Below are 26,758 nucleotides of genomic sequence, written 5' to 3'. Positions count from 1 at the left end.
GCTCTTATTCGGTGTAAACCCTGGTTTGCCACATTCTATGGTTTGGAATAACATCTTCAGGGAAAGGTTTATACCCGTCACCTTCAATGATTAGTTTTGATTCTTTACACATAAAATCTGCTACATAGTTTAACCAAGGCTTTTGAAGGTTAAACATATTACCCATTTGTTTGGTGCGCAAAGTGTAATTTGATAAGCAAGCTTCTACCTTCGTCATCTGTTTGCGATTTTTGATTGCATAAGGTTGAAGATTTTTATGCTTACTCGTCCGCCCTTTGGGATCAACTTACAGAGTGGGATATACTGTTTGCGTAAACTTTGCTTATTTCTTCTGACTTCGTCCCTTCGCCACAGCGTCCGCCGTCCATGGATCATCTGGCCAGGAATGTTTTGGGTAACGCCTCTGCAATTCTTTTTTTACCTCAAAATATAAATTGTTCCAAAAACTATTGAGGTCTGAAGTTACCTGCACGGGTTTATATCCGGGAGACAATAAATGCATCACTACTTTATTTTTTCCCTTATTTAAAAGTGGAGTATCACTTAAACCGAAAACTTCCTGCAGACGCACCGACAATACTGGCGTTGCTCCATTGGAGAAATACTGGATATTAATTTTTGATCCGCTGGGGACTTCAATTTTAGCAGGCGCTAAAGTATTTAATTCTTGTTGTTTTTCCCACTCTAATGAATGATACAAAGCTTCGCTGAGGTCTAATTTTTTTAGATCATCGGGTTTTTTAATCTCTTTTAAATACGGACCCAACCAGGTTTTATTTATTGCTAGTAATTCGGAAGTACTTACATCCGGCCAATTTTCATCTGGATTCCATTTGGCTAAACTTAAGATGCGGTTTTGCAATTGAGTCATCTTTTCATCAAAAGATAAAAGACTTTCGCCTTCCGTTTTGATGGCATTTGAAATTGCTTCTGCAAGGTGTTCCGGACTTGGTGTAGCTAATGGTTTTGATTGCAGAACAATACTTCCAATTCGGAGATCTTTGGTAGCAATCAATCCACCGCGACGTGTGTCCCATGTTATGACTTCTTTTTCCTTAACTAATGCCCGCAGATCTTTTGGATTTAACGGAGCTGCTAAAAAAATTTTGCCTAGACCTTCTCTTAAGTCCATATGCGCCACAGCTAACCAGGGCTCGTGGGCAAGATCGTCTTTATGTCCTGCGGCAGCTATCTTACCGTTAGCTAATTGAAATTGGGCATTATTGCCCGGACGAGCAGATGCAATGCGTTCGGGGTACGCATAAGCTAATAATAAGCCGGTTTCAAAAACATCTACCGGACCATTGTTGATTTCAACACCTAACATTTTGCGATAAGAGGCGGCCACTTTTTCTATGCGCCCGAATTTATTAGTACTTCCCGAATTGTTACGGGCACGGCGAAGTGCTTCAATCCTTAAATTAATATCGATACCTGAGTCTCTAGGTAAAGGATCGCGCTCTTCCAGAATGGCTGCAATATCGGTGGCTAATTGTTTATCTGCTTCCTCCTGTGCTAAAAGTAGCATATGCGCAATACGTGGATGACAGGCCAAACGATGAATTTGTTTTCCATGCTCGGTAATCTTGCCATTTTCAATGGCATTGAGTTGTTGCAAGGTATCGGTGGCTTGCGCAATCGCCGACTTTGGCGGTGGACTCAACCAGGCCAGATCATTGATATTCGTAACGCCCCATTGTGCCATATCTAAAACCAGTGAAGCCAGATCTGCTTCCACAATTTCAGGAACCCGGTGTTCAGATAATCTTTCATGTGTGGCTTTTGTCCACATGCGGTAACAAACACCTGCGCTTAAACGCCCTGCGCGACCCGCACGCTGATCTGCCGAATCTTTTGAAATACGAATCGTTTCTAATCTCGATAAACCTGACTTAGAATCAAATTTAGATGTTCGTCCGAAACCAGAATCCACAACAATTTTAATGCCTTCAATGGTTAAAGAAGTTTCGGCAATAGAAGTCGCTAAAACAATTTTTCTTTTTCCGAATTTATTTGGCATAATAGCCATGTATTGTTCCTGCGGCGGCAACTGGCCATAAAGGGGATGAATTAAAAAGCCATCCAACTGATTTCTCAAAAGCTCTTCTGTTCTTTTAATTTCACCTTCGCCCGGGAGAAAAACCAAAATGTCGCCAGGATGCTCAGTGGCTGCGCGTGCTACGGTTCTTGCTGTTAGTTCGGGGAGAAGTTTTTCATCTGCATCATTGGTATAAATAATCTCTACCGGGTATTGTTTTCCCTCGCTTATCGCAACCGGCGCTTTTAGAAGGGAGGTTAACTGAGGCATGTTGAGTGTCGCCGACATCACCATAATCCTTAAATCAGGACGCAAAACCTGTTGTGCTTCGCGACACAATGCCATCGCAACATCCGCATGCAGGCTTCTTTCATGAAACTCATCAAAAATAACGAGCGCTACATTTTCAAGGGCATTGTCCTGGTGAAGCATGCGCGTGAGTATTCCTTCCGTTACAACTTCTATAATAGTTTTTGGTCCGACACGATTTTCGAAACGTATGCGGTAACCAACTGTTTGGCCAGTTTCTTCACCTAAAAGGGAGGCCATGCGGGCTGCAATCGTTCTTGCTGCTAGTCGGCGCGGTTCCAGCATGATTATTTTTTTGCCTTGCAGCCAATCCTGCTCTAATAAAGCGAGTGGAAGCAAAGTACTCTTTCCCGCGCCCGGGGGAGCATTTACAATGAGTGTATTTTGTTGCGACAAAAGTTCGCGGACCTGCGAAATAATTTCAGTAACGGGAAGGTCTATTTTAAAAGGATCGAAAGACAAAGTAAAAATTTAGAAAACAAAATTAACAAACCTAAACCTTAAATGGCAGAAATTAAGGGAATATTCACTTTGACAATCCCTTTCATTTCCAGCAATTTACTATATTTGTGCCCCCTTAAAACCACTAAGACACTAAGGCCACAAGAAACACTAAGAAATACTTAGTGACCCTCAGTGTTCTTCGTGCCTTAGTGGTTAAAAAAGTGAGAGAAAGAAAATGAAGAACATACGTAACTTTTGTATTATTGCGCATATTGACCACGGGAAAAGTACCCTGGCTGACCGTTTATTAGAATTCACAAAAACCATCTCTTCCCGTGAAATGCAGGCACAGGTGCTTGATGATATGGATCTTGAAAAAGAACGTGGCATCACCATTAAGAGTCACGCCATCCAAATGGACTATGAATACAAAGGCGAAAAATTTGTATTGAATTTAATTGATACTCCCGGCCACGTAGATTTTAGTTACGAAGTGTCACGCTCCATTGCTGCCTGCGAAGGCGCTTTGTTAATCGTAGATGCTGCGCAGGGAATTCAGGCACAAACTATTTCCAATTTATACTTAGCGCTTGAACACGATCTAACCATCATTCCTATTTTAAATAAAATGGATCTGCCGAGTGCAGAGCCGGAGATGGTTACTGACCAAATTGTAGAACTGATAGGTTGCGATCGCAGCGAAGTAATTCCTGCCAGTGGAAAAACAGGATTAGGAATTGAAGAAATTTTGTCGGCGATTATCGAACGCATTAAACCTCCTGTGGGAGATCCAGCGGCACCTTTACAAGCCCTGATCTTCGACTCGGTGTTTAACTCTTTCAGAGGAATTATTGCGTATTTTAAAATTGAGAACGGTACAATCAAAAAAGGCGAGAAAGTAAAATTCGTAAATACTGGCGCGTTCTACAATGCAGATGAGATTGGTGTTTTAAAATTAAAACCCGAGCCACGCGCTCAACTTAGCACAGGAGATGTAGGGTATATTATTTCAGGAATTAAAAGTGCGAAAGAGGTTAAAGTGGGAGATACTATCACCCATTTCGATCGTCCAAGTGAAGACGCTATTCAAGGATTTGAAGAAGTGAAACCCATGGTGTTCGCAGGTATTTACCCCGTAGATACAGAGGATTTTGAAGAGTTGCGTTATAGTATGGAGAAACTTCAACTGAACGATGCTTCTTTAACCTGGGAACCGGAATCGTCTTTAGCTCTTGGCTTTGGCTTCCGTTGCGGCTTCTTGGGCATGTTGCACATGGAAATTGTTCAGGAGCGCTTAGAGCGTGAGTTCAACATGACCGTTATCACAACGGTTCCCAACGTGTCGTACATTGCTTACCAAACGAATGGTGAAGTTGTAACGGTAAATAACCCGAGCGATCTTCCTGATCCGGGTCGTATTGATCGAATCGAAGAGCCGTATATCAAAGCAAACATTATTACCAAGTCTGATTTTATAGGTCCTGTAATGAGTCTGTGTATTGAAAAACGCGGCCAAATTGTTACACAAAATTATTTAACGGCTGACCGTGTTGAACTGGTTTTTGAAATGCCATTAGGAGAAGTTGTATTCGATTTCTTCGACCGTTTAAAATCAATTTCAAAAGGTTACGCTTCATTCGATTACCATCCAATAGGCATGCGCGATTCGGACTTAGTGAAATTGGATATTCTTTTAAAGAGTGAGCCAGTGGATGCTTTGTCTTGTTTGATTCACAGAAGCAACGCTTATTTATTTGGTAAAAAGATCTGTGAAAAATTAAAAGAATTAATTCCGAAGCAACAATTCGAAATTCCTATTCAGGCAGCGATTGGAGCAAAAATTATTTCCCGCGAAACCATTAGCGCTATCCGTAAAGATGTAACAGCAAAATGTTACGGAGGTGACATTAGCCGTAAACGTAAATTACTCGACAAACAAAAAGAGGGTAAGAAACGTATGAAGTCTGTTGGTAACGTAGAAATTCCGCAAAGCGCCTTTATGGCGGTTTTGAAGTTGAACGATTAAAATTTGAGATTCACTCTTTTCATATTCTGCTTTCTCTTGCATTATTTAAATGCACAAGTTATGTGGCAGATTAAAAAAGACACGGTTATTAAGTGGTATTATCACGATGGCGATGAATTTAATGATTCGGCTATAGATAAAGAGAAGTGGCAGACTTCGTATAGCTGGACAGAAGTTAACTACTCCTTTGATTTCTTTATGAATCCAAAGCAAATTCAATTTGAAAATGGAGTTTGTAAATTTAATTGTGTTCGGGATACAGGTTTTTATCGCGTTCCGGACTGGCAGCTCGATTCGGTATTCAAAAAAAAGTATCAGTCTTCTTTGGTAGACGGCAATAGATTCAAGTACTATTTTTCTTCAGGTATTGTAAGAAGCAAACGCGCTTATGGTAAAGGGTATTTTGAAATACGCTTCAAACATGATGATAGCTATGGGATGTGGCCGGCTTTCTGGCTTTATGGACAGAATAAAGATGAAATAGATTTTTTCGAATTAAAAGGGGAGCGAAACAATGATATTCATGTGGACGTACATTGCAAGGAAGGTTGTGACCATGGTTACAAAGGAAATAATCTTTTTCCAAGATCCTTTGGCGGCTGGATAAAAACAAATGAGAATTTGAAAAATGGCTTCAATGTTGTTTCCGGTGAATGGCAGGATGGTTATGTAAAATGGTATTTAAATGGCGTAGGCATAGCTTATTATAAAGGCGAATTTGCAACTGAAAAAATGCATTTGATCACTGGAACGGGCCCTGGAAAAGACGGCGAGCCCTTTTCTCCAGGAGTCAATGATCAGTCCTACTTTCCAAATAGCTTACAGGTAGACTATGTGCGTATTTGGCACAAACAAAAGAATGATTACGATACAATAGCCGGTAAAAAACATACATCTTTCGATTTTGTAAAATCAGAAAGCGCGGGAACTTCTAAGCTTAAAAAGAAAATCGGTTTTATGTATCGCAAAAGCGAGTTTAGTAAGGATTCCCTTACTATATCTGTCATGCCAGCATTAAATAAGAAAATAAGTGTTACGAGCTTAGGAAAAAAAATAAACTATAAGATTACTTTCTATGAACTATCTGGCACGGAAATTCTATCTAAAACTATAAATTCAGAATTCGAAGAATTTGATTTTTCAAATCGGTCATCTCAAAGAGAAATAAAGGTAAGAATCGAGGCCGCCCAAAAAATATTGGATGAAACAGTAACGCTTCACTAATTTTTTATCCCCAAATAATAACCCTCAAATTCTTGCAGTGAGCTAAGACCAGGCAATTGTTCGGAGCTTAAGATAAGATCGCCCGGATGAAAACTTTGACTTGGGTCTTCGGTGCGAAAAATACTGACATTAAGCCATTTTAAGTAAAGCAGAATGTCTTGGCGCAAAGGACTTACAACAAAGAGTCGTTTATTTTTTAGAAACTTATTTTCGGTCAGGGCTTCATGAACGTCTGTATCAAGAGAATAGATATAATGCACATGCCGTGAAAGAGTGAATAGAAGTAAAAAAATACCGACTATGTAAGTCCAATTCCACTTTTTGCCAATCATACACAAACCTTTAGCGGTTATAAAGGCAATAAACATAAAAATGGGAGCGAGGTACCAATTATGCTGATTTGCAGACAAACTTAAAATGAGAGTTAATGGAGTAATAAGGCAAAAAGACAACAATATAAACCGGGACGATTTTTCAGAAAGAAATTTTATAAAATTCTTTTTTTGGATTGAAAAGAAAATCCCAACGGCTAAGACAAAATAAAATAAATAATTCCACAAATTAAGTCTGGAATCCAAAACCTGAAAAAAGAAAAAGGGACTATGACCGTTTGTTCCATTGGGCTCGAAATCACTTGCAGTAAGTCTTCTGAAGGTATCGTGAATTAACATTGTTTCGATAGAATTTTTACTTCCATAAACGGATTGGTTGCTGGTCTTTCCATAAATAAGAACCAGCATAAACCAAGATGCAACTATGGTAGACATTAGTAACGTTGCGAACCAAAAATTTTTGTCTTTTATAATAGCGATTATTTTTTTCTTAAACGTTAGGTATAGAGCAAATCCCGGAATTAAGACGAAAGCAGCAGGACCTTTCGTGTAGAAAGCCAGACCAACAAATAGCGCCGTAAAATAGATAGCAGATTTTTTTCCTCGTTCTATATAAAGTATAAAGGAGTAGACCGAGGCAGTAAGGAAAAACAAAAGTAAAGCGTCAAAATCACCTGTTAGTCCAATATGATTTCCAAAAATTGCCTTTGTTGCAATAAGAATCATACAAGTTAAAAACGCTGTTAAAGTTGTATCTAATAATAATACAGTGTAGAAACAAATAATAAAAAATAAAAATGCAGCAATAGTGGATGGAAATCTCAGCGCGAATTCATTAAATCCAAACACTTTGTAAGAGGCAGCAATGAGCCAGATCATTAGGGGAGGTTTAGCATTCCAGGTGTCAAGCTTGTTGTTATAATAAAGATTAATGCAATCGTTGTTATGTAACATTTCGTAGGCATTAACTCCGTTTCGCGACTCGTCCCATTCTTGCAGATTGTGGGTGCCTTTATTCACAATAGAAAGTATTAAAACCAGAAGTATAAGGGTAAGTAACAGCAATTGTTTCTGGCTATTCAGTTTAAATAACAGCCTATTTATTTTATCTATCATAAACCGGATTCAAATTATCAATTATATCGGTATTTCTGAATAATGTTAGCGTAAATTAAATTTCACAATTTTTTTTCTTTGCGACCCGCCCTCATAAAAAATCTCAATTAAGTAAACTCCTTCTGAAAGTCCTGATACGTCTAATACAACGTCAGAAGTGTTGACCTCTGCATCATAAAGTTTAAGTCCCTGCAAATTACAAATTTTAAGTTCTGTTATAGCGCTGTTCGAACTTTTAATGGTAATTTTTTCATGAGAAGGATTTGGATAAACATAAAAGGTGTTCTCCGTCCTTTTCCAGAATTTAATGTAATCCACATCAAAAGAGCTTGGGAAAGGTGTTGTGTTATCCACAGGAAAAGATCCGCCGGGACCTTTTTTAGATGTAACAGCAAGGTTAAAGATTATTTTCATTGGCTCTAAAGGATAAGATTCTAATTGAAAAAATGTTCCATTACCAATGTTGTCGTTACACACAATTGGTTCTTTTGCTGAAGACATCACGCGGTAAATATTGTTCACAGGGCGATCGTCAACTAAAAAGGTTATTTGATCCGTTTCAAAAATACAGCTATAGGTGTGCCACTGTGAAAGATCGAAATTTTTAAACGACGCATTGCATCCGGAAGGCTTACCATCTCCATCATAGTCGTGATAGATACAGTTTATTAACTCTTTAGTTCCTGAATATGAATCAAAAATATCTATTTCATTGTATCGTTTACCTCCAAATGTCCAAAAAGCAGGCCATAGCCCTTTTCCTTCTGGCATCCTGCATCTGATCTCATATTTACCATGGAAAAAATCCTTTCTTGTGACGAGAAGTGAGGATGTATATTCGAATGTTCTTAGATTTTGTTTTCCATCCTGTAGAATTTCAGCATCCGGTTTATAATTGATGAGTCTGCTTACAACTGTTTCTTTTTTAGCAACAATGTGACACGTCCCGTTTGAAACACTCACATTATTTAGGGTTCTTAATTCAAGACTTTGCCCGCCTTTATAATTGCCCTGTGTGGACGGAGAAAGTTGCCACTTCAAAAGATCAATTGAATCACCATCAAAGTTATCTTCGAATTCGAGTTCATATGGATCGGAATTGCACTTTGCAAACGAAGTTAAAAAAACTCCCGTTCTCACGCAATCACAAGCTCCCAATGCACCTAGGTAGGCATCAGAAAGAAAATGAATCCCTCCGCTATGGATGCAGGATGCTGCCTGACTATAAACGGCAATTTGATATAGAAAAAGAAAAAACGAAATGCTTATTTTTAACGCGTTTTTTTTCATTTCTTTCTACACACTTGGGCTTCTAAAAATACACAAATTATTTTCTATCGATGTCGGCCCCCACTTTTCACTAAAAAATTGTTCACAAAACGCGTAACCAAAAGCCCGATTATTCATTATGCTGAGTAATTTTAACCTATGCGTTTTTTATTCCTTATTTCTTCTCTGTTTCTTAGTCTTTCTCTGCTTTCGCAGGTTAAAAAAGAATACCACGATGTACAACAAACTAAAGTAAAAACAGAAACAGATTATTATAAAGGTATGCCCCATGGTTTGCATCGGGAATATTACAAGTCTGGAAAGCTCAGTCGTAAGGGAACTTATTATTATGGCAAAGAAGATAGCGTGTGGACTTTCTATTACGAAGATGGAACCAAAAAAGCAGTTGAGCGTTATGAACGCGGATTAAGATCGGGCACCAACTATTATTATTTTAAGTCGGGCAAGCTTTCGCAGATTACGAAATACCAGCCGGGTACCAGAGACAACGATATTGCCGACAGTGTGTGGACTTCCTATTACGAAAACGGAAACGTAAAAAGTCGCGAATCATTTGCGATGGGGAAAAAAGAAGGTGAATGGGAATATTATTTTGAAAATGGCCTACCCGAGAGCAAAGGAACTTTTGAACGCGACAGACGCAATGGCAAAGCAGAGACCTATTTTAAATCTGGAAAACTGGCCTCGCGCAACACTTATTGCAGCGACGAACCTTGTGGACGTTGGGAAGATTTTTACGAGAACGGAAAAAATAAATCTGTAAAAGAATACAAAGATACTGTGCTCTATTTGATGGATCTTTGGGACGATAGAGGAAGAAAGATTATTTCAGGTGGAACCGGAACACTAACGGCCACCTATGATAACGGCATTATCAGTGCCATGGGCGCGTACAAAGACGGTTTGCAAAATGGCGTATGGCGGTTTTTTCATCCTAACGGTGAGCTCAATTACGAAGCAACCTACGAAGCCGGGATGTTAAATGGCTATTACTCTTCTTACTTTCAAAACCATAACATTAAAAGTGAAGGTAATTTTACAGCAAATAAAAAGAACGGTGTATGGAAATTTTATACATCTGCCGGAACTCTGGAAATGATGGGTACTTTGAAGGATAATAGTCGGGAAGAAAAATGGACATATTATTATTCCAACAAACAAATAGAAAGCGAAGGAGAATTTTTAAATGATAAACAAACGGGCACCTGGAACTATTTTTACAAAACCAGCGAAAAATGGAAACAAGGAAATTTTGAAAATGGTATAAAAACCGGCACCTGGACCACCTGGTGGGAAAACGGTCAAAAGCTTCAGGAAGGGCCTTATGTGAACGGAAAAGAAGACGGGCTATGGACAAGCTGGTGGGACAATGGCACCAAAAAAGACGAAGGAACAATTAAAGGCACTATGCTAATTAGTTCCTGGCAAGGTTGGTACTATAACGGTAAACCAAATTATACCGGCGAATACGACGACAAAGGTTATAAGAAAGGTGAGTGGTCTTATTTTTATGAGAATGGTCAGCCACGTGAACTCACTAATTATTTGAATGGTGTAAAGCACGGTACATATATACAATGGTTTGAAAAAGGTGGATTTGTAGATACAGAGGGGTCTTACAAAAAGGGCCATCAAAATGGGCAATGGACTTATCACTTTGAGACAGGTGGGGTGAGCCGAACGCAAAACTTTAAGGATGGCAAATTAAGTGGTAAAAGTGTAAGTTATTACTCAAATTCAAACATACAAAGTGTGTGCAATTACAAAATAGTTAACGATCGCCGTAAGGGTAAAGTACAGAGTGTGCCCGACGGGGAGTGGATTTTTTACGATAAAAATGGAAAAGAGATAAATCGTATGAATTATGAGGATGGTGTCCGCAAGTAACTAGAATATTTTGTTATATTTGTTTTAACGGATTGACGGAAACCATGAACAAAATTATCCATACAGCACTCTTTTTATTTACCCTACTCTTTATTTTTTCTTGCGGCGGCGAAAAGTCAGAAGACATCATTACTGACGATGAACGTAGTAAACCTGATGTACAGGAAAGTAAATTTAACGCGCAAAATGTGTTTAATACATTACCAGACAGAAAGCTGGTTATGCGGTTGATTGAAGAGAATAAAATTGAGTACAATCCCGATCTTTTAAACGATCCCACTAAAGCAAACAAATACTCTATAGAATTTTCAAAAGCTATAAACTTAGGAATTTATGGAGCAGATTTAAGCATTGCCAGCTCTTTTGATCAGACACAAGAGAGTATGGTTTTTTTAAAGTGCGTAAATGTTCTTGCCGGTTATTTGGGAGTTAATAGCGCTTTTGATCAGCGTATGTTTGAACGCATAGATGCTAATGAAAACAATAAAGATTCTATTCTTGAGATTGTTACCGGAGCATTTAAAAAGGTAGACGAAATTTTAAAATACAATAACCGTCCTGCAACATCCGCCATAATTCTTTCCGGATGCTGGGTTGAAGGTTTGTACGTTTCTTGTCAACTCGCGCAGGATGCTAATGCAGAAAGTTCTATCAAAGCAATTGTGCAACAAAAAGAGTCTTTAAAAAACCTCATCATTATGCTTGAAGGGGTAACATTAGAAGATAATGCAAAATTTGTTTTAGAGGAGCTCAGAGAATTGTATAAAACCTATACTATCGCAGAAACCACTAAAACCTTTGATAGGAAGGCTATAGAGGGCATTACCAATAAAATATCCGAACTTCGGAATAAGATCACCAATACCACTGGTGAGGTTGCTAATGCCTCAACGAGTGCGGTCGAAAAATCCTTTTAACTTTTTTTCTTAAGCGTCGCAGGTGCTTTAGATGAAGAATCATTATCTTAGTACTTCACTATCATGAGAAAAATTCTTTTCCTGTTTTTATTCTTTGTTGTCGGTCTCAGAGCTTTTGCCTCATACATAGTTATACCTATGGACGAGTCGCAGAAAAACCACCTGAAAGCTTATGGTTTGGCCTATTGGGCACTTAAAGGAGAACTCGAGATCCATTGGCTTTTAAATTATCGCGGCGGCAGCTTTATGATACCAAATGTGAAGGCAGTAGCGAATGAGTGTTTGATACGGGGAATTAGCTACGAAACAATTTCAGACGCACAAAGTAGCTCGATTTTAGCCGACATTGGAAATCCGGAGATAAATCAGGATGCTGTTAAATTAGAGAAGGCTCCACGTATAGCAGTGTATTCCCCAAAAGGTAAGCAACCCTGGGACGATGCAGTAACCTTGGTTTTAAAGTACGCTGAAATTCCTTACGATGTTATTTATGACGAAGAAATTTTTCTCGAGAAATTAAAAGATTACGATTGGTTGCATTTACATCACGAAGATTTTACAGGGCAATTTGGAAAGTTTTATGGTTCATTTCACAATGCTGCCTGGTATCAAGCTGAGGTGAGCGATAACGAAGCAATGGCAAAAAAACTTGGATTTACTAAAGTTTCATTAATGAAATTGCATAGTGCAAAGCGCATAAAAGACTTTGTATTTAACGGTGGATTTTTATTTGCGATGTGCAGTGCTACCGATAGCTACGATATAGCCCTAGCCGCAGAAGGAATTGATATTTGCGAAAGTATTTTCGACCACGATCCTGCCGATAAAAATGCAAACAGCAAATTAGATTACAGCAAAGGTTTTGCCTTTGAAGATTATAAGTTAAGTATGAATCCAATGGAGTATGAATACTCCACTATTGATACTTATTCCTCAAGAAATCAATATGGGCCTACACAAAAAACCGACCTTTTTACCTTGTTTGAATTTTCTGCAAAATGGGATCCTGTTCCTACAATGCTTTGCCAGAATCATGCAACTACGATTCAAGGGTTCTGGGGACAAACTGCGGCCTTCAACAAACAATACATTAAGAAGAACGTTCTGATTATGGGCGAAACAAAGGCCTATAATGAGGCAAGATATATTCATGGAGATCTAGGCAAAGGCACCTGGACCTTTTACAGTGGTCATGACCCTGAAGACTATCAACACAGGGTAGAAGAGCCGCCTACAGACTTGTCACTGCATCCAAACTCTCCAGGATACAGGTTGATTTTGAATAATATTTTATTTCCTGCCGCTAAGAAAAAGAAACAAAAAACGTAATTTTAGCACATCAATTTTCTATTAAAAATATTTGTCTCGGCGCTGGCAGTTTTTATTGTTGCCAGAATTTTACCAGGCATCACTGTAGATGATTATTTATCGGCTATAATGGTTGCAGTTGTATTGGCATTTTTAAATACAATTGTGAAGCCTGTTCTTACTATTCTTACAATTCCCATAACGATTGTTACGCTTGGGTTATTTCTGCTTGTAATAAATGCCCTGATTATTATATTCGCCGGACGGCTGGTGAATGGTTTTCACGTGAATTCGTTTTTTTCTGCCCTGCTTTTCAGCCTCGTTCTTTCTCTTTGCACCGGCATCTTAAACATGTTGTTTGGTGTTAATTCTAAAGAAGAAGAAGATTAAAGAAATTAGTTAAAAAAAAACGCCGGACATTTTGCCCGGCGTTTTTAGTTTCTTCTTACTACTGATTAAACTTTGAATACCCTTCAGGGATAACAAAAGCAGCATCAGCAGGCGGTGTATTTACGATCTTAATAACTTCAAGTTTTGTCAGAATGGTGCCGTCATTTAACTGTTTTTCTTCACTCAACAAAGGCATGCTGCCTTCTGGTAAATTTTTAATCTGTCCGAAATAGATACTTTGTTTATCTTTTTTGTTCCAGAGTTTTACCATGGGTGCGAAAAAAGGATATTTTCCTTCAGCGATCCAATAGGTAATAGAGATATTTTCCTCTGTATTTGAAACAGTGTATTCTGTGCATTTTACACCCGCAATTGTTTTAGTAGCCGGGCCTTTTTTTGTAACGCACGTTCCGCGAATCACTTGTGGTGTTTCACTTTTTTGAATGCCCCATAATTTACGTTTGGGATTTAAGAATTTCATTTCGTTGGCAGCAAGATCGAAAAGAAAACTACCCTCAATATTTCCTTTTTTACCATACTGGTCCAGTTTAACTAACTTATTTTTTACAGAGTAGATATTCAAGGAGGTATCTTTTTGATTGGCATATCTGAATTCGATAGTGCCGCTGAATTGGGCTTTTAAAAAGCTTGCACTGAAAAGTAGCGTGACTAAAATTAAGAGCTTTCTCATTAGATGTGTGATTTTAGGTTACTAATTTATGTATTTTAGTATAAAGAGAGGAATAAATGGAAAATAAATCTCAAAAGCAGGGGCGGGAGGGCGAAATTCTGGCCAGAAACTATCTTCTCAAACAGGGGTACGATGTGTTGGAATTAAACTGGCGGTATAAAAAACTTGAAATAGATATCATCGCCAAAAAAGAAGAAACCATCGTGTTTGTTGAGGTTAAGACCAGGAAAAACAATACCTTTGGTGAGCCGGAATTGTTTGTTACCAAACAAAAACAGAACTTTATAATAAGCGCCGCCAATCAATATCTTGTCGAAAAAAATATTGACCTAGAGTCAAGATTCGATATAATTGCGGTTATTCAGCTTAATAACAATAAAACTGTAAAACATTTGGAGGGAGCTTTTTATCCGCTAATTAAGTAAATTAAATTTGTAGTATGAGTAAATTCAGTAGCAGACCCGATTCGGGAAAAGGAAGATCCGGCTCCCGTAGCGATAAAAGACCACGTAGAACAACAGATACGGAAGAAAAAAAAGAATATAAAGCAAAACGTTCTTTTACCAAGAACAAAAGCTTCAGAGATACTAAAGACGCAGGCGGCGACAGACCGCGTAAATCATTTTCAGGAAGCGACGAGCGCAAGCCTTTTAAAAAGGATTTTGGCGGTGAAAAATCTTATGGTGATAAACCTAAAAGGTCTTTCGGAGACCGGGACGATAAAAAGTCTTTCGGAAAAGAACGCTATAGCGACAAACCTAAAAGAGTTTTTGGTGATAAAGACGAAAGGCCTAAAAAATCTTTCGGGGATCGTGATGACAAAAAATCCTTCGGAAAAGATAGTTACAGCGAAAAACCAAAAAGAGAATTTAAAGAAAGAAAATCTTTTAATGACAGAGATGATAAAGGTTCTTTCGGGAAGGACCAATTTAGTGAACGGCCACGTCGTGATTTTAAAGAGAGAGACGAACGCAAATCTTCCCGTGATGGAGATGAAAGACCAAGAAGAGACTTTGACGAAAGATCATCACGCAGTGAAGATGTTCGCCCGCGAAGAAAGTCAGAAGATGTAAGCGATAAAAAATCTTACAAAAAAACCATTAAAACAAAAGACGATAAGTTTGCAGGCTTTAAAAAAGCAACAGGTAAGTATGCTAACTCTCCCGATAGATCTGACCGAGGCGATAAACCTGTAAAGAGACGATTAACGAAACCCCGCAAAGCAGACGAAGGCGAATTTACCAAACGCGTAAAACACGATGAATTTGAAGAGGGAAAAGCATTTACGCCGCAAGCTTCACGCGAAAAATTCGGAGACAAACGTTCTAAGAAACCAGCGCCTGTTGCAAAACAAACGGGGGCAGATGGATTAATCCGATTAAATAAATATTTATCCAATGCAGGGGTAGCTTCCCGTCGCGATGCAGATAATTTAATTATCAGTGGCGCAGTTAAAGTAAATGGTGTGGTAGTAGATCAAGTAGGAACAAAAGTAAGTCCGACTGATAAAATTACCTATGGCGATGCCGCTGTTAGAGCAGAGCGTAAAGTTTATTTGCTTCTGAACAAACCGAAAGATTACATCACAACCGTTGACGATCCTAAAGAACGTAAAACGGTAATGGAGTTGGTAAAAGGCGCCTGCAGAGAGCGAATATACCCGGTTGGTCGCTTAGACCGCAACACAACGGGTCTTTTATTGTTTACAAATGATGGTGAGATGACAACGAAATTGACGCATCCCAAACATGGTGTCAAAAAAATATATCAGGTAAGCTTAAATAAAGGGCTTAAACCTGAAGATTTTAAAATGATCTCAGAAGGATTGGAATTGGAAGACGGGATCGTAAAAGCAGATGATTTAGCTTTTGTAGGAGAAGGAAAAAAAGAAGTTGGTATTGAAATTCACAGCGGCAGAAACCGTATTGTAAGACGAATTTTCGAACACCTTGGTTATGATGTTTTGAAGCTTGACCGGGTTGTTTTTGCCGGACTTACAAAAAAGGATCTTCCCCGCGGAAAGCACCGCTTTTTAACGGCTAAAGAGATCAGCTTTTTACAAATGATTGGATAAACTATGAGGCGTTAGTGCACGATTTGACATTAATCAAAAAACACCTGCTATTTAAGAGAACGCCCAAAAAAACGTACCTTTGACGGATTAAAAATTACAACATCTAAACTATAAACTATGTGCGGAATAGTAGCATACATTGGTAAAAGAGAAGCGTATCCCATTTTGATAAAAGGCTTATCAAGATTGGAATATCGTGGATACGACAGTGCCGGAGTGGCGCTAATTGACAAAGGCGGAGACTTGAATGTTTACAAACGAAAAGGAAAAGTAAGTGAATTAATAGCTTTTGCAAAAGATAAAGATATTAGTGGTACAATTGGAATTGGCCACACCCGCTGGGCTACGCACGGTGAACCAAACGATGTGAATTCTCACCCACATTATTCCCAAAGTAAGAACCTGGTTATGATTCACAATGGTATCATTGAGAATTATGCAGCGATAAAAGAACGTCTCACAAAACGTGGACATACATTCGAGTCGCAAACAGACACCGAAGTATTAATCCATTTAATAGAAGATATTCAAAAACATGAAGGTGTAAAAATGGGACATGCTGTACAAGCAGCATTAAAACAGGTTATTGGGGCTTATGCGATTGCAGTTTTAGATAAAAACGATCCGGACACAATTGTAGCGGCTAAAAAGGGAAGTCCTATGGTAATAGGTATTGGCAGTGATGAATTTTTTATCGCTTCAGACGCCTCTCCAATTATCGAATACACAAAAAATGTAGTTTACCTGGATGACGAACAAGTAGCTATTATTCGCAGAGGCCAGGAATTAAAAATACGGAATTTAAAAGACAAAGAAATTACGCCTTACGTTCAGGAGTTGACTGTAGAGTTAGAATCTATTGAAAAAGGCGGATATGATCACTTCATGCTAAAAGAAATCTACGAACAGCCACGTTCAGTTTTGGATAGTATGAGAGGGCGTTTAATGGCAGATCTGGGTGAAGTGAGAATGGGTGGTATAGATGATCATGAAAAGAAGTTTGAAAAAGCAAAACGTATCATTTTCATTGCTTGCGGAACTTCATGGCATGCCGGCTTGGTAGCGGAATATTTATTTGAAGAATTTGCGCGTGTTCCTGTTGAAGTAGAATATGCTTCTGAGTTCAGGTACCGGAACCCGATCATTTATGAAGATGATATCGTCATAGCTATATCGCAAAGTGGTGAAACGGCAGATACACTGGCGGCTGTAGAGCTTGCTAAATCAAAAGGAGCAACTGTATTGGGAATTTGTAATGTGGTAGGTTCTTCTATTGCCCGTGCTACACATGGTGGTAGCTATACTCATGCTGGTCCGGAAATTGGTGTTGCATCTACTAAAGCATTTACAGCGCAGGTAACTGTGTTAACTTGTATGGCTTTGCAAATGGGCAAAATCAGAGGCACACTTACAGAAAGCCGTTACAGACAATTGTTGTATGAGATGGATGCGATTCCTGCAAAGATCGAAGAAGTACTAAAGTTGAACGACAAGTTGCGTGAGATTGCTTATGTATACAAAGACAGTCGCAATGCTTTATATTTAGGTCGCGGAGTTTCTTTTCCAGTGGCACTTGAAGGCGCGTTAAAATTAAAAGAGATCTCTTACATCCACGCAGAAGGCTATCCGGCTGCCGAAATGAAACATGGCCCTATTGCTTTGATAGATGATGAAATGCCGGTTTTTGTTATTGCAACCAAAGGAAGCAACTACGAGAAGGTTGTGAGTAATATTCAGGAGGTAAAAGCGCGTAAAGGAAAGATTACAGCTATTGTAACTTCTGGTGATAAGGAAGTGAAAGCGATGGCAGATTATGTCATTGAAATTCCTGAAACCGACGAATTCCTTGTGCCTTTAATTTCTGTAATCCCTCTTCAGTTATTATCTTATCATATAGCTGTTATGCGAGGCTGCAACGTGGATCAGCCTAGAAATTTGGCGAAAAGTGTAACGGTTGAATAAAAACCTGGTACTATGATTCGAAGCGCAGTAATTATCTTTCTGGTTAATTACTGCGCTTTTTTAGTTGGACAAGATCTGCATTTTAGCAAGATTTTCGACTCCCCTAAAAAGAATCTGGCTGTACAGATCATCAACACACATTCTTCTTATTTTTATGTGCTGCGTCAAAACAAAGCGGTGCATGATATTACTATAGAGCGCAGGGCTAAACCCAATGCAGAGATTTTAAATTTTACGCCTCTAAAACTAGATAGCGTTAACAACGTTTGGTTCGACTACGAAAATCTGGATTACATTACTTTTGAGGTTAACACTAAATTGTGTTTTTTATTTGAGAAAGTTCTTAATACCAAGAAGACGCTCTACCTGAAAATTATTGATACAACTGGCAGATCAACAGGTTTTATAGAGCTTGCGAATCTTGAAAGCGACAGGAATACAGAGGACTTCTATTTTTCATATACACCGACAACTAACGGTGACATTTTAATTGTGGCGACAAAAATTGCAATTGGTGGCATTACGCGTAAAGTGGCGATGCTTTATTCTGTAAAGAAAAGGGAATGGGTGTGGATGAAAAAAATACCCTTAGAGAATGACATTAATTCTACGTATTCATACTCATGTGACAACAATGGGGAATTGTATTATTTTCAATCGCTTTATTCTATAATAGGTACAGAAACATATAATGGTTTTACCAGAAGAATAACGCGTTTCGATTCTTTATTGTTATGGAGATGGAAACCGGATGCGAAAGCTCCAGGGGAAATTCAACTGAATGTTTCAGGGCTTGATCATATGCAACAGACTTCAGTTGTAGCTGATACTCACAGTGTTTTTATTTCTATTAAAGGATTGCTGGACGATACTCTTACCCGCCATTCAAAGGAGCTTTTCAGAAATATTATGCTTGATTACAACTCAGGAAAGGAGTTACTAAATACCACAACATTTTATGAAGAGTCTATAAGGGAACAGCTTACTTTTTACGACGGACCTGACGATAAAGAATCTTACCACAAACAGCACTTTATTTTAAACACTTACACACATGGCGATTTTATGTATACGTTGTCAGAAAGAGCAGGATTGAACTATTATAAAGAATTACTTTTTAGAAAGACCAATCTTAGAACGGGAGCAGTTGTTTCACAGAAAATAATTCCCAGAAAAATATTTTTTTTCCCAAACCGCACCCGCTATAAAAATGTTGCCGAACCCATGGTATGTCATTACCAAGGCAGCCTTACTGTTTTGCTTATGGAAAATGCTGGAAACTTAAAACGTAATGCCGCAAACTATCATTACAAATCTTTTAAAAGGGCAAGTGGTCCGGGTGGCGCAAACATTGTGGCTTATACATTAAAGTCTACCGGTGATTTTGAGAAAAAATTAATTTATAAAAACGAGGGTTTTGAGCTTATTCCTTTAAAATATTATTCAGAAAGTCAAAAAGACATGATTTTATATTTCAACAGTGATGGGTCTGAAAAGTTCGCTATTTTGAAATTGAATCCTTAACTATTGGGTTTCTTTTTGCCTGCAAATCGTTTAATGCAGCCAGTACATTTTCGTAAATTCTTTTATAGATAACCTGATGCCGCGCATAGAAAGCTACGGCTGAATCGTATTCTACCTGTGTTACACCATTATCCAACAAAGGATTAAAGTTATAAATGGAATCCAGTTTCTGAAGGTCTGCATTTTTAATGTTCATGTTAGCCGCACTTTCAGCCAATGCAAAATCGGTGAGCACCCGGGTAAAAGTTTCTTCACTCATAATGTGTTTCGGAACAGTGTTTTTTTCTTCTTCCGGGTTTTTCCCGCAATTAGAAAATAACAGGGCGCAAGAAAAAATAAAAAGTCCTTTTATAAATTTGGAATAATGCATGGTTATTTTCCGTTAACAATGTAGTTACCTTTTGTGTCTGTAGTAATAGAAGCTCGTTTCTTTGCAAAATCAAAATAATCACAGGCTTTTTTTAAACCCAACCAAAAGTTCTTTAATTCCATGTCTGAAATGTTTTGTATTCTGCCTGTATTCTTTGTGTTGAATTTGAAAGGATAAATATCGGCATAAATTGTCGACCCCTGGTTTTTTGCTTCCACCGCTAAAACATAAAGCTCCTCAATAGGTTCGTCTTTTAGGGGAATACAACCAATAGTAACGCAATTGCCATGAATCATAATATCGCCGCCGGGATCTTTGGAAGTTGTTTTTAAACGATCACTTTTGTTTGGGTAACCCACTTTTAAAGCCAGGTGATAACTGCTTTGAGGTTGAAAAGCAGAGATCTCGTAAAATCCTTCAGGAACCTGACCGTCACCTTGCTTTCTTTTCGGACCAATTGTTCCGCTGCTTGCGCAAATAGCAAAGGATTTCAAAAACGTGAATGTATCCTGGTTCTTGTTTTTAGCCCAGACCTCCAGAATCCCTTCCTCCTTAAAAACGCGGATATAAACACCGAATTGATCTTTATTTATGTTTTTTGAGGCCAGAAGGCCCTTCAAATCGCTCCAGTGTTTCGTGTATGCTGTGTTAACCCGGCTGTGTTTTACTTGCGAAGCTTTAAAAGATCCCTGGAAAGCTAAAAGGAAGCCAATACTAGCTAACAGGCAGGTCTTAATAATCTTTTTAAAGAAAATCATACGGGGTTAAGGAAATTATTAGATTTAGAAGATTATTGAAATTACCATGTTTTTATTTAAAGTCCTCAAAAATAAATATTTTTTAACGGTGGTTGCGCTCATTGTGTGGATTGTTTTTTTTGACAAGAACGATGTATTTACACAATACGAGTTAATTCAAAAATGTCACAAGCTCGAGAAAGACAAAAATTATTACCTCGCTGAAATTGAGAATAATAAGGAAAATCTTAATGAGTTGAGAACCAATAAAAAAAGTCTTGAGACTTTTTCGAGAGAGAAGTACTTAATGAAAAAAGAAAACGAAGACGTTTTCGTCTTCGTTACCAAATAAAGTAAAACTCGTTTTAAGGTTTTTTTCTGATATCTGTATCCTTAGCCGCAACTTCACTGGCCATACTTTCAAGATCTCTGTCAAAGAAGTATAACCCTCCCTTATCGTCGCCAATCAATTTTAGTTTATCAACGATTTGTCTTGCTAAAGCTTCCTCTTCAATTTGTTCGCTTACGTACCACTGAAGGAAGTTGTGAGTTGTATAATCTTTTTCCTGTAAAGTAGCATCTACCAATCCATTGATGTCGCCTGTTACCATCATTTCATGTTTCAGAATTTCTTCAAAAACAGATTTCACCGATTTAAAAGTTACCGGAGGTTGTTTTAATGCAGGAACAACACCGTGTCCGCCACGTTCGTTTACAAACTTAATAAGCTTAAGCATGTGAAGACGTTCTTCGTCAGCATGGTGGTATAAAAATGTAGAAACACCATTTAAGCCTTGAGTCTCGGCCCAGCTAGCCATTGAAAGATAATACTGAGAAGAAAACCCTTCTACTTCTATTTGCTTGTTTAGAGCCTTACTAACCTTTGGAGATAACATAGGAATATTTTTTACAAATATAAATAAATATAATTCTGCATGAGAAACAGAAAGTTCAAGTCTTTATTTTTTCGCCTTAAACTTTTCAAGCCCTCTGTCCAACCATTGAATATATTTTTCAATATCCGGATTGTAACTGGTTGAATCGCTGAAATGATTTTCCTCACTATCAATGATCCAATATTGAGGTTGTGTACTCGACTGGTATTTGGTGTTTTGAAGATAACTCCATCTGCTTCCAACAGTGCTTAACTTGCGATTGGAACCACTCCAGACAACTTCTTTTTGCAGTTCAGCGGGGAGGCTTTTTTTATCATCCACGTAAAGGGAAACAAGCACAAAATCTTCGCTAAGCCTTCTTTTTACTGATGGATCGCTCCAAACCTGGCCTTCCATTTTACGGCAATTAACACAGGCCCAACCTGTAAAATCAAGCATTAGGGGCTTGTTAACTTTTTTAGCATAGGCGAGTGCCACATAGTAATCGTCAAAAGAGGGAATTCCGTTTGGCCCTTTATGAGCATGTTCTGGTAAATCCACCTGACTATCACTCCCTGATCCAACGTTTTTTCTCCCAACACCATCGGGAGATTCCGCATAGAAGTCAGCAGGAGGGAAACCGCTAATAAGTTTAAGAGGCGCGCCCCACATACCTGGAACGAGATAAAAGGTGAAGGAGAATGCAACTATTGCAAGCATTAATCGCCCTACAGATACATGCTTGATATCGCTGTCGTGTGACAACTTGAACCAACCCATTAAGTAAGCTCCAAGCAGTGCAAAGATTACAATCCATATAACGATAAAAATTTCTCTTGTTATGATGTGTGCCTGAACAACAAGATCTGCATTAGATAGAAACTTCATAGCCAACGCTAACTCTAAAAAGCCCAAAACTACCTTTACAGAATTTAACCAGCCCCCCGATTTAGGAAGTGAATTCAGCCAACCGGGGAAAGCGGCAAACAAACCGAACGGTAAAGCAAGAGCCAGCGAGAAACCAAACATACCGAAGAATGGCCCGGCTAAAGCACCTGTAGAAGCTGCCTGTACAAGAAGAGTTCCAATGATGGGTCCTGTGCAGGAAAAAGAAACAAGGCCTAAAGTGAAAGCCATGAAAAAGATTCCAATTAAACCGCCCTTATCTGATTTGGCATCCATCTTATTTACGAATCCTGAAGGAAGTGTTATTTCAAATGCACCTAAAAATGAAATTGCGAATACAACTAGTAGGACAAAAAATGCGAGGTTAAACCATACATTAGTTGCCAGATTATTCATAGCATCGGCGCCGAAAATAAGTGTGACTCCTAAACCTAATGCAATGTAAATTACGATAATCGAGATAGAATAAATTAAAGCATTACGAATTCCTGCCACTTTAGTTTTACTTTGCTTTGTAAAAAAACTTACGGTCATAGGAATCATGGGGAATACACAAGGAGTAAGTAGAGCGAACAGACCTCCAAGGAATCCTGCGATAAATAAACCCCAGTAAGTTTTATTATTTTTTTCTTGTGGAGCTTCTTTTAATTTCTCGTCTTTAGCATTCGTTTCAGTAACGGCGATTTGATCTTGTTTCGCTTCTGAAATTTGGACGCTATCAACGTCAATAGAATCAGTTTTTTCTTCAACGGCTATGCTTGCAGTTACAGAAGCTGCAAGAGTAACGCCTTCTATCTTAAAACTAAAATCAAAAGGCGGAGAAAATTTTTGGCACTGTTGATCGTTGCAAGCCATTCCATCTATAAATCCTTTTATGGTAAAAGGTTTATCTGTTAGTGCCTTTATTTTTTGTGTAAAAACTGCACTATTCTCAAAATAACGCAAAACGGCACCATCCCAAACGGGTTCAGAATGCTCAATAGGTAAAGGTTCTATGGTCTTACCTACAAGTTTGTAATTTTTAGATTTTTCAAATTCAAATAATGTTGGAAGAGGTACATCAGCGCCTTTAGACTCAATTTGTGAGTAAAGATGCCATGTAGGTTCAATTTTTGCCTTAAAAATTAATTCAAATTCGTCTGCACTGATTTTTTTCTGGGAAACAGTCCAGGTAACATATTGTTTGCCTTGCGAAAAAGCACTAGCAAAGTAGATAAAACTAAATAGAAAGAGAAGTATTAACTTTTTCATAGCTGTGTGTGAATGGACGGTAAAAGTACTATTAATTTTTTACTGTGTCTTTACGCTGAGGTCAATCGTTGTAGGCGGCAAACACATGGTATTGTCGCAACAAATGTACTCTACTTTAAAGGCAATAGTTTGAGGTCCTTTTCCGGTTAAAACAACCTTTTGCTTAAAAGATGCTTTCTCGGTAAACACCATTAGTTTTTCATTTAAAGCCGCGTCAAATTCTTCGTGCGCGTTAGTCTCTTCAGCTTTACCCACCAATTTAAATTTTTTGGTTTCTTTAAAGCTAATTAAAGTTGGAAAGGGAACGGCATCGTTTTTCTCTTGAGAGTATGTGTGCCAGCCTTTATCTACTGTTCCGCTAATTAAAACTTCGCCTTCTGTAGCAGAGATTGTTTTGTAACTGGCCGTCCAGCTAATGTGATTATTCTGTGAAGAGATCTTAGAAAAAACGAAAAGGCTAATGCAAAGAAGTAGTGTTTTGATAGCAGAATTATTTAGAGGGAATGTCATGAAGAAGTTTGTTATAAGGTCTTAACGCTAAGATCTATAGTTTTAGGAGGTAAACACATTTTATCGTCGCAACACATATATTCCACTTTAAACGAAATAGTTTGCGGACCCTTAGCCAGGATTTTCACTTTTTGTTTGAATTCTGCTTTATCAGAAAAGACAGAGGTTTTAGCTCCAAAGGCATTGTCAAATTCTTCATGCGCCTCGCTCTCTTCCGTTTTACCCACCAATTGGTAATGTTTGCCTGCGGTAAAATTAAAAGACGTAGGAACCGGACCATCCGGTGTTGCCTTTTGTGAATAGGTGTGCCATGTTTTTTCAATCGTAGCTACTACAGTAATTTCTCCCTCTGTGGCCGAAATAGCTTTATAACTTGCAGTCCATTTTACAGGATCTTTTGCTTGTGAAAATGAACATAGGAAAGTAAAGAGGGATAGGCAAAGCGCAAGAAATTTTTTGGTCATGGTTTCAGATTGATGAATCTAAGATGAACTTATTATTTTAGTTCAGCAAAAGGCTAAACAAAGTTTAACATTTATCGCCCTAATTTTGAAATTCCAAGGAAAATAATTTGCAGATCGTTTTCAGTTTTATAATCTTTAGAATAATTCAGAAGTGACTTGTGAATGCGGTCGTTGTTGAGTTTTCCTTTGAGACCGTCGGCAGGAGTTAAAACAGAAGGACGCAAGGAAGGCAAATCTTTTCGCATTCCTTTTCCATAACCTACCCACGAATAAAAACCAAATAGCACTTTAAAGATATTGGCTATGAAATTCAATTTATGTTTTTGAAACCAGATAAATACCCAGAAAAACAATAGCAGGAAAAGACTAACAAGTATATCCAGGAAACGTTTATTCCTTTTGTTTTCGGCACGTCCCACATTATTTACATCTATTACATACAGATCGCCCGCAGTATCAATGCTGTTACTTCCAATGATGGAAAGGCTTTCAGGAGGAGCTATTTTAAACTCCACACCTTTTGTTACAAGGCTTATCATCTGATCAATAATTTCACGGGAAGAAATGTCGCGCGCGCAAAAAATAATTTCATTAAGCGCGTGAATATCAATTGCCTCGTCAATTTGGCTGAACTGGCCTATATAAGCTTCATTTTTTACACCATTTGTCTCGGTGCTTATAAAGCCAATAAATTCAGAGTTTATATTCGTTTCTTTTAAAAGTTCGTTAACGCGATTAAATTCTTGTTCGCTGCCAATGATAGCTATGCGGGCATTAGCGCGACTCGCTCCTAATTTGAAGCGTTTAATTTTGAGAAAGTGGTAAATAAGACGCGTTACCATGTAAATTAATAGCGTGTAAATTGATCCTATCAAAATCAATGCTCTTGAAAAACGGTAATGTTCAGGAAGTAAAGAATAGATAATCAGGATGAAAGCAGACCCCGTTAAAACACCCCGGGCAATTTTTCTCAGACTTGTAGGCACATCATAACCGCCACTGAGATAAACGAAAAGCATCCAAATGAGCGTATATATGGGAAAAAAGAGATCCAGCATTTCCCGCGAATAAAAATTGGGATAAAGCTTATACCGGATTTCATAAATTGTTTTGCAATAATAAAGTCCGATCAAAATAATAATAAAATCGATGGCCGGAAAAAATAATTGTTTTACAAAACGTACAGCAATAGCCAGGGCGGCTCTCAAATAGATCGCGAAATGAATTAGAATATTGAACAGGCGCGCGTTATTCTGGCTAAAGTGTTTTTGTGCGAAGATTGCCATGGCCTTGTAAAACACAATCACGTAATTAACGCTGCTCTTTTTTGTACTTTCCCCTTTGTAGTGAATGATGCTGCTCTCAGCGAAATAGTAATTTTTGTATCCGCCCTGTGTAATGCGGTAAGAAAGGTCAATGTCCTCTCCGTACATAAAAAAAGTTTCGTCTAGCAGCCCAACCTTATCCAGGGCTTCTTTTCTCATGAGCATAAAAGCTCCGCTCAGTACATCTACCTGGTGATTTTTTGTTTTATCAAGGTAAGTTAAATGGTATTGACCAAATTTTTGCGACTTGGGAAAAAGTCTTGCCAGTCCGAAAATTTTATAAAAGGCCACGGCAGGGGTAGGGAGACCGCGTTTACTTTCCGGCAAAAAAGTTCCTTTGCCATCCAGCATTTTAATTCCCAGGCCACCCGCATCAGGATGAGCGTCCATAAAGGCCAATGTCTTCTCAAAGACATCTTCCTGAACAACCGTATCGGGATTTAGTAATAACACATATTTACCCTTAGCAACTTTAATAGCCTGATTATTAGCTACAGAAAAACCGGCATTATTTTTATTTTGAATCAGGATTACATTGGGAAATTTTTCGCGGATAAGTGTAATAGAGCCGTCTACGGAGTTGTTGTCCACTACAAACACTTCAGCCTCAATGTTTTTTAAAGCTTTAAATACAGAAAAAAGACACTGTTCTAGGAAGTGTTTTACATTGTAATTGACTATAATGACCGATAGTTGCAGGATGTGGCTTAACGCACTAAAATAATTATAATTGTTTAAATAATTTCTTTTTTTACCTTTGCATTCTCAAAAAATTGGTTTCACCATCA

Annotated in this window: 23 protein-coding genes; 11 read left to right on the top strand and 12 right to left on the bottom strand. The window is 38.2% G+C overall.

Translation table 11 applies throughout. The features are described from left to right. Window positions 1-4: 4 nt before the first annotated feature. Window positions 5-217 carry a hypothetical protein gene (locus tag CNR22_10065; GenBank protein ID PBQ32100.1) on the bottom strand — a complete coding sequence of 71 codons (213 nt, stop codon included), beginning with the start codon at window positions 215-217 and terminating at the stop codon, window positions 5-7. 105 nt (window positions 218-322) lie between these two features. Next, on the bottom strand, window positions 323-2,809 hold the full coding sequence (gene hrpB, locus CNR22_10060) for an ATP-dependent helicase HrpB (protein PBQ32099.1): 2,487 nt from the start codon (window positions 2,807-2,809) through the stop codon (window positions 323-325). A gap of 217 nt (window positions 2,810-3,026) precedes the next feature. Between hrpB and lepA the strand changes: the two genes are divergently transcribed. Further along, window positions 3,027-4,817 (top strand): elongation factor 4, encoded by a 1,791-nt coding sequence (gene lepA / locus CNR22_10055; GenBank protein ID PBQ32098.1) that lies wholly within the window; start codon window positions 3,027-3,029, stop codon window positions 4,815-4,817. Between the two features lie 60 nt (window positions 4,818-4,877). Continuing rightward, complete coding sequence (locus CNR22_10050) at window positions 4,878-6,041, top strand: hypothetical protein (protein ID PBQ32097.1); 1,164 nt, start codon at window positions 4,878-4,880, stop codon at window positions 6,039-6,041. Here CNR22_10050 and CNR22_10045 read toward each other — a convergent pair. Then, on the bottom strand, window positions 6,038-7,489 hold the full coding sequence (locus CNR22_10045; GenBank protein ID PBQ32096.1) for a hypothetical protein: 1,452 nt from the start codon (window positions 7,487-7,489) through the stop codon (window positions 6,038-6,040). The genes CNR22_10050 and CNR22_10045 overlap by 4 nt on opposite strands. Window positions 7,490-7,534: 45 nt before the next feature. Beyond that, window positions 7,535-8,779, bottom strand: a complete 1,245-nt coding sequence (locus CNR22_10040) for a hypothetical protein (protein PBQ32095.1) — start codon at window positions 8,777-8,779, stop codon at window positions 7,535-7,537. Window positions 8,780-8,917: 138 nt separating this feature from the next. Here CNR22_10040 and CNR22_10035 point away from each other — a divergent pair, with 138 nt between their 5' ends. The 4 genes from CNR22_10035 to CNR22_10020 all read left to right on the top strand — a co-directional run bounded on the left by CNR22_10035 (window position 8,918) and on the right by CNR22_10020 (window position 13,281). Continuing rightward, on the top strand, window positions 8,918-10,666 hold the full coding sequence (locus tag CNR22_10035; protein PBQ32094.1) for a hypothetical protein: 1,749 nt from the start codon (window positions 8,918-8,920) through the stop codon (window positions 10,664-10,666). A gap of 44 nt (window positions 10,667-10,710) precedes the next feature. Next, a complete protein-coding gene (locus CNR22_10030) occupies window positions 10,711-11,583 on the top strand; it encodes a hypothetical protein (GenBank protein PBQ32093.1) in 873 nt (290 codons plus the stop codon). A 63-nt stretch (window positions 11,584-11,646) separates the two neighbouring features. Further along, complete coding sequence (locus CNR22_10025) at window positions 11,647-12,912, top strand: asparagine synthetase B (GenBank protein PBQ32092.1); 1,266 nt, start codon at window positions 11,647-11,649, stop codon at window positions 12,910-12,912. 9 nt (window positions 12,913-12,921) lie between these two features. Further along, window positions 12,922-13,281, top strand: a complete 360-nt coding sequence (locus CNR22_10020; GenBank protein PBQ32091.1) for a hypothetical protein — start codon at window positions 12,922-12,924, stop codon at window positions 13,279-13,281. 58 nt (window positions 13,282-13,339) lie between these two features. Here CNR22_10020 and CNR22_10015 read toward each other — a convergent pair whose 3' ends face one another. Continuing rightward, on the bottom strand, window positions 13,340-13,972 hold the full coding sequence (locus CNR22_10015; protein PBQ32090.1) for a hypothetical protein: 633 nt from the start codon (window positions 13,970-13,972) through the stop codon (window positions 13,340-13,342). A 56-nt stretch (window positions 13,973-14,028) separates the two neighbouring features. Here CNR22_10015 and CNR22_10010 point away from each other — a divergent pair, with 56 nt between their 5' ends. From CNR22_10010 to CNR22_09995, 4 genes are all read left to right on the top strand, one after another. Further along, a complete protein-coding gene (locus tag CNR22_10010) occupies window positions 14,029-14,397 on the top strand; it encodes a YraN family protein (protein PBQ32089.1) in 369 nt (122 codons plus the stop codon). Between the two features lie 14 nt (window positions 14,398-14,411). Beyond that, window positions 14,412-16,046, top strand: coding sequence for a pseudouridylate synthase (locus tag CNR22_10005; protein ID PBQ32088.1), 1,635 nt, complete (start codon window positions 14,412-14,414; stop codon window positions 16,044-16,046). A 117-nt stretch (window positions 16,047-16,163) separates the two neighbouring features. Then, on the top strand, window positions 16,164-18,008 hold the full coding sequence (gene glmS, locus CNR22_10000; protein PBQ32087.1) for a glutamine--fructose-6-phosphate transaminase (isomerizing): 1,845 nt from the start codon (window positions 16,164-16,166) through the stop codon (window positions 18,006-18,008). 12 nt (window positions 18,009-18,020) lie between these two features. Continuing rightward, a complete protein-coding gene (locus CNR22_09995; protein ID PBQ32086.1) occupies window positions 18,021-19,532 on the top strand; it encodes a hypothetical protein in 1,512 nt (503 codons plus the stop codon). Here CNR22_09995 and CNR22_09990 read toward each other — a convergent pair. Together CNR22_09990 and CNR22_09985 are read right to left on the bottom strand one after the other, a co-directional pair. Then, window positions 19,510-19,902, bottom strand: coding sequence for a hypothetical protein (locus CNR22_09990; GenBank protein PBQ32085.1), 393 nt, complete (start codon window positions 19,900-19,902; stop codon window positions 19,510-19,512). The genes CNR22_09995 and CNR22_09990 overlap by 23 nt on opposite strands. Window positions 19,903-19,904: 2 nt before the next feature. Next, complete coding sequence (locus CNR22_09985) at window positions 19,905-20,660, bottom strand: hypothetical protein (protein ID PBQ32084.1); 756 nt, start codon at window positions 20,658-20,660, stop codon at window positions 19,905-19,907. Window positions 20,661-20,706: 46 nt separating this feature from the next. On the opposite strand from CNR22_09985, the gene CNR22_09980 reads away from it, so the two are divergent. Continuing rightward, on the top strand, window positions 20,707-20,991 hold the full coding sequence (locus CNR22_09980) for a septum formation initiator (protein ID PBQ32083.1): 285 nt from the start codon (window positions 20,707-20,709) through the stop codon (window positions 20,989-20,991). 13 nt (window positions 20,992-21,004) lie between these two features. Here the strand turns inward: CNR22_09980 and CNR22_09975 are convergent, their stop codons facing one another. From CNR22_09975 to CNR22_09955, 5 genes are all read right to left on the bottom strand, one after another. Then, window positions 21,005-21,535: a ferritin gene (locus CNR22_09975; GenBank protein PBQ32082.1), complete on the bottom strand. Its 531-nt coding sequence runs from the start codon at window positions 21,533-21,535 to the stop codon at window positions 21,005-21,007. Window positions 21,536-21,598: 63 nt separating this feature from the next. Beyond that, window positions 21,599-23,671, bottom strand: a complete 2,073-nt coding sequence (locus CNR22_09970) for a thiol:disulfide interchange protein (GenBank protein PBQ32081.1) — start codon at window positions 23,669-23,671, stop codon at window positions 21,599-21,601. A 39-nt stretch (window positions 23,672-23,710) separates the two neighbouring features. Continuing rightward, complete coding sequence (locus CNR22_09965; GenBank protein ID PBQ32080.1) at window positions 23,711-24,181, bottom strand: hypothetical protein; 471 nt, start codon at window positions 24,179-24,181, stop codon at window positions 23,711-23,713. Between the two features lie 11 nt (window positions 24,182-24,192). Then, window positions 24,193-24,645 carry a hypothetical protein gene (locus tag CNR22_09960; protein PBQ32079.1) on the bottom strand — a complete coding sequence of 151 codons (453 nt, stop codon included), beginning with the start codon at window positions 24,643-24,645 and terminating at the stop codon, window positions 24,193-24,195. Between the two features lie 71 nt (window positions 24,646-24,716). After that, entirely contained in the window at window positions 24,717-26,669 is a 1,953-nt protein-coding gene (locus CNR22_09955) for a glycosyl transferase family 2 (GenBank protein ID PBQ32078.1), read from the bottom strand. Between the last annotated feature and the right edge of the window lie 89 nt (window positions 26,670-26,758).

This window comes from Sphingobacteriaceae bacterium (assembly GCA_002319075.1).
Classification (GTDB): domain Bacteria; phylum Bacteroidota; class Bacteroidia; order B-17B0; family Aurantibacillaceae; genus Aurantibacillus.
The sequence above is the reverse complement of the archived record's forward strand: the minus strand, read 5'-3'. Positions and strand labels throughout refer to the sequence as shown.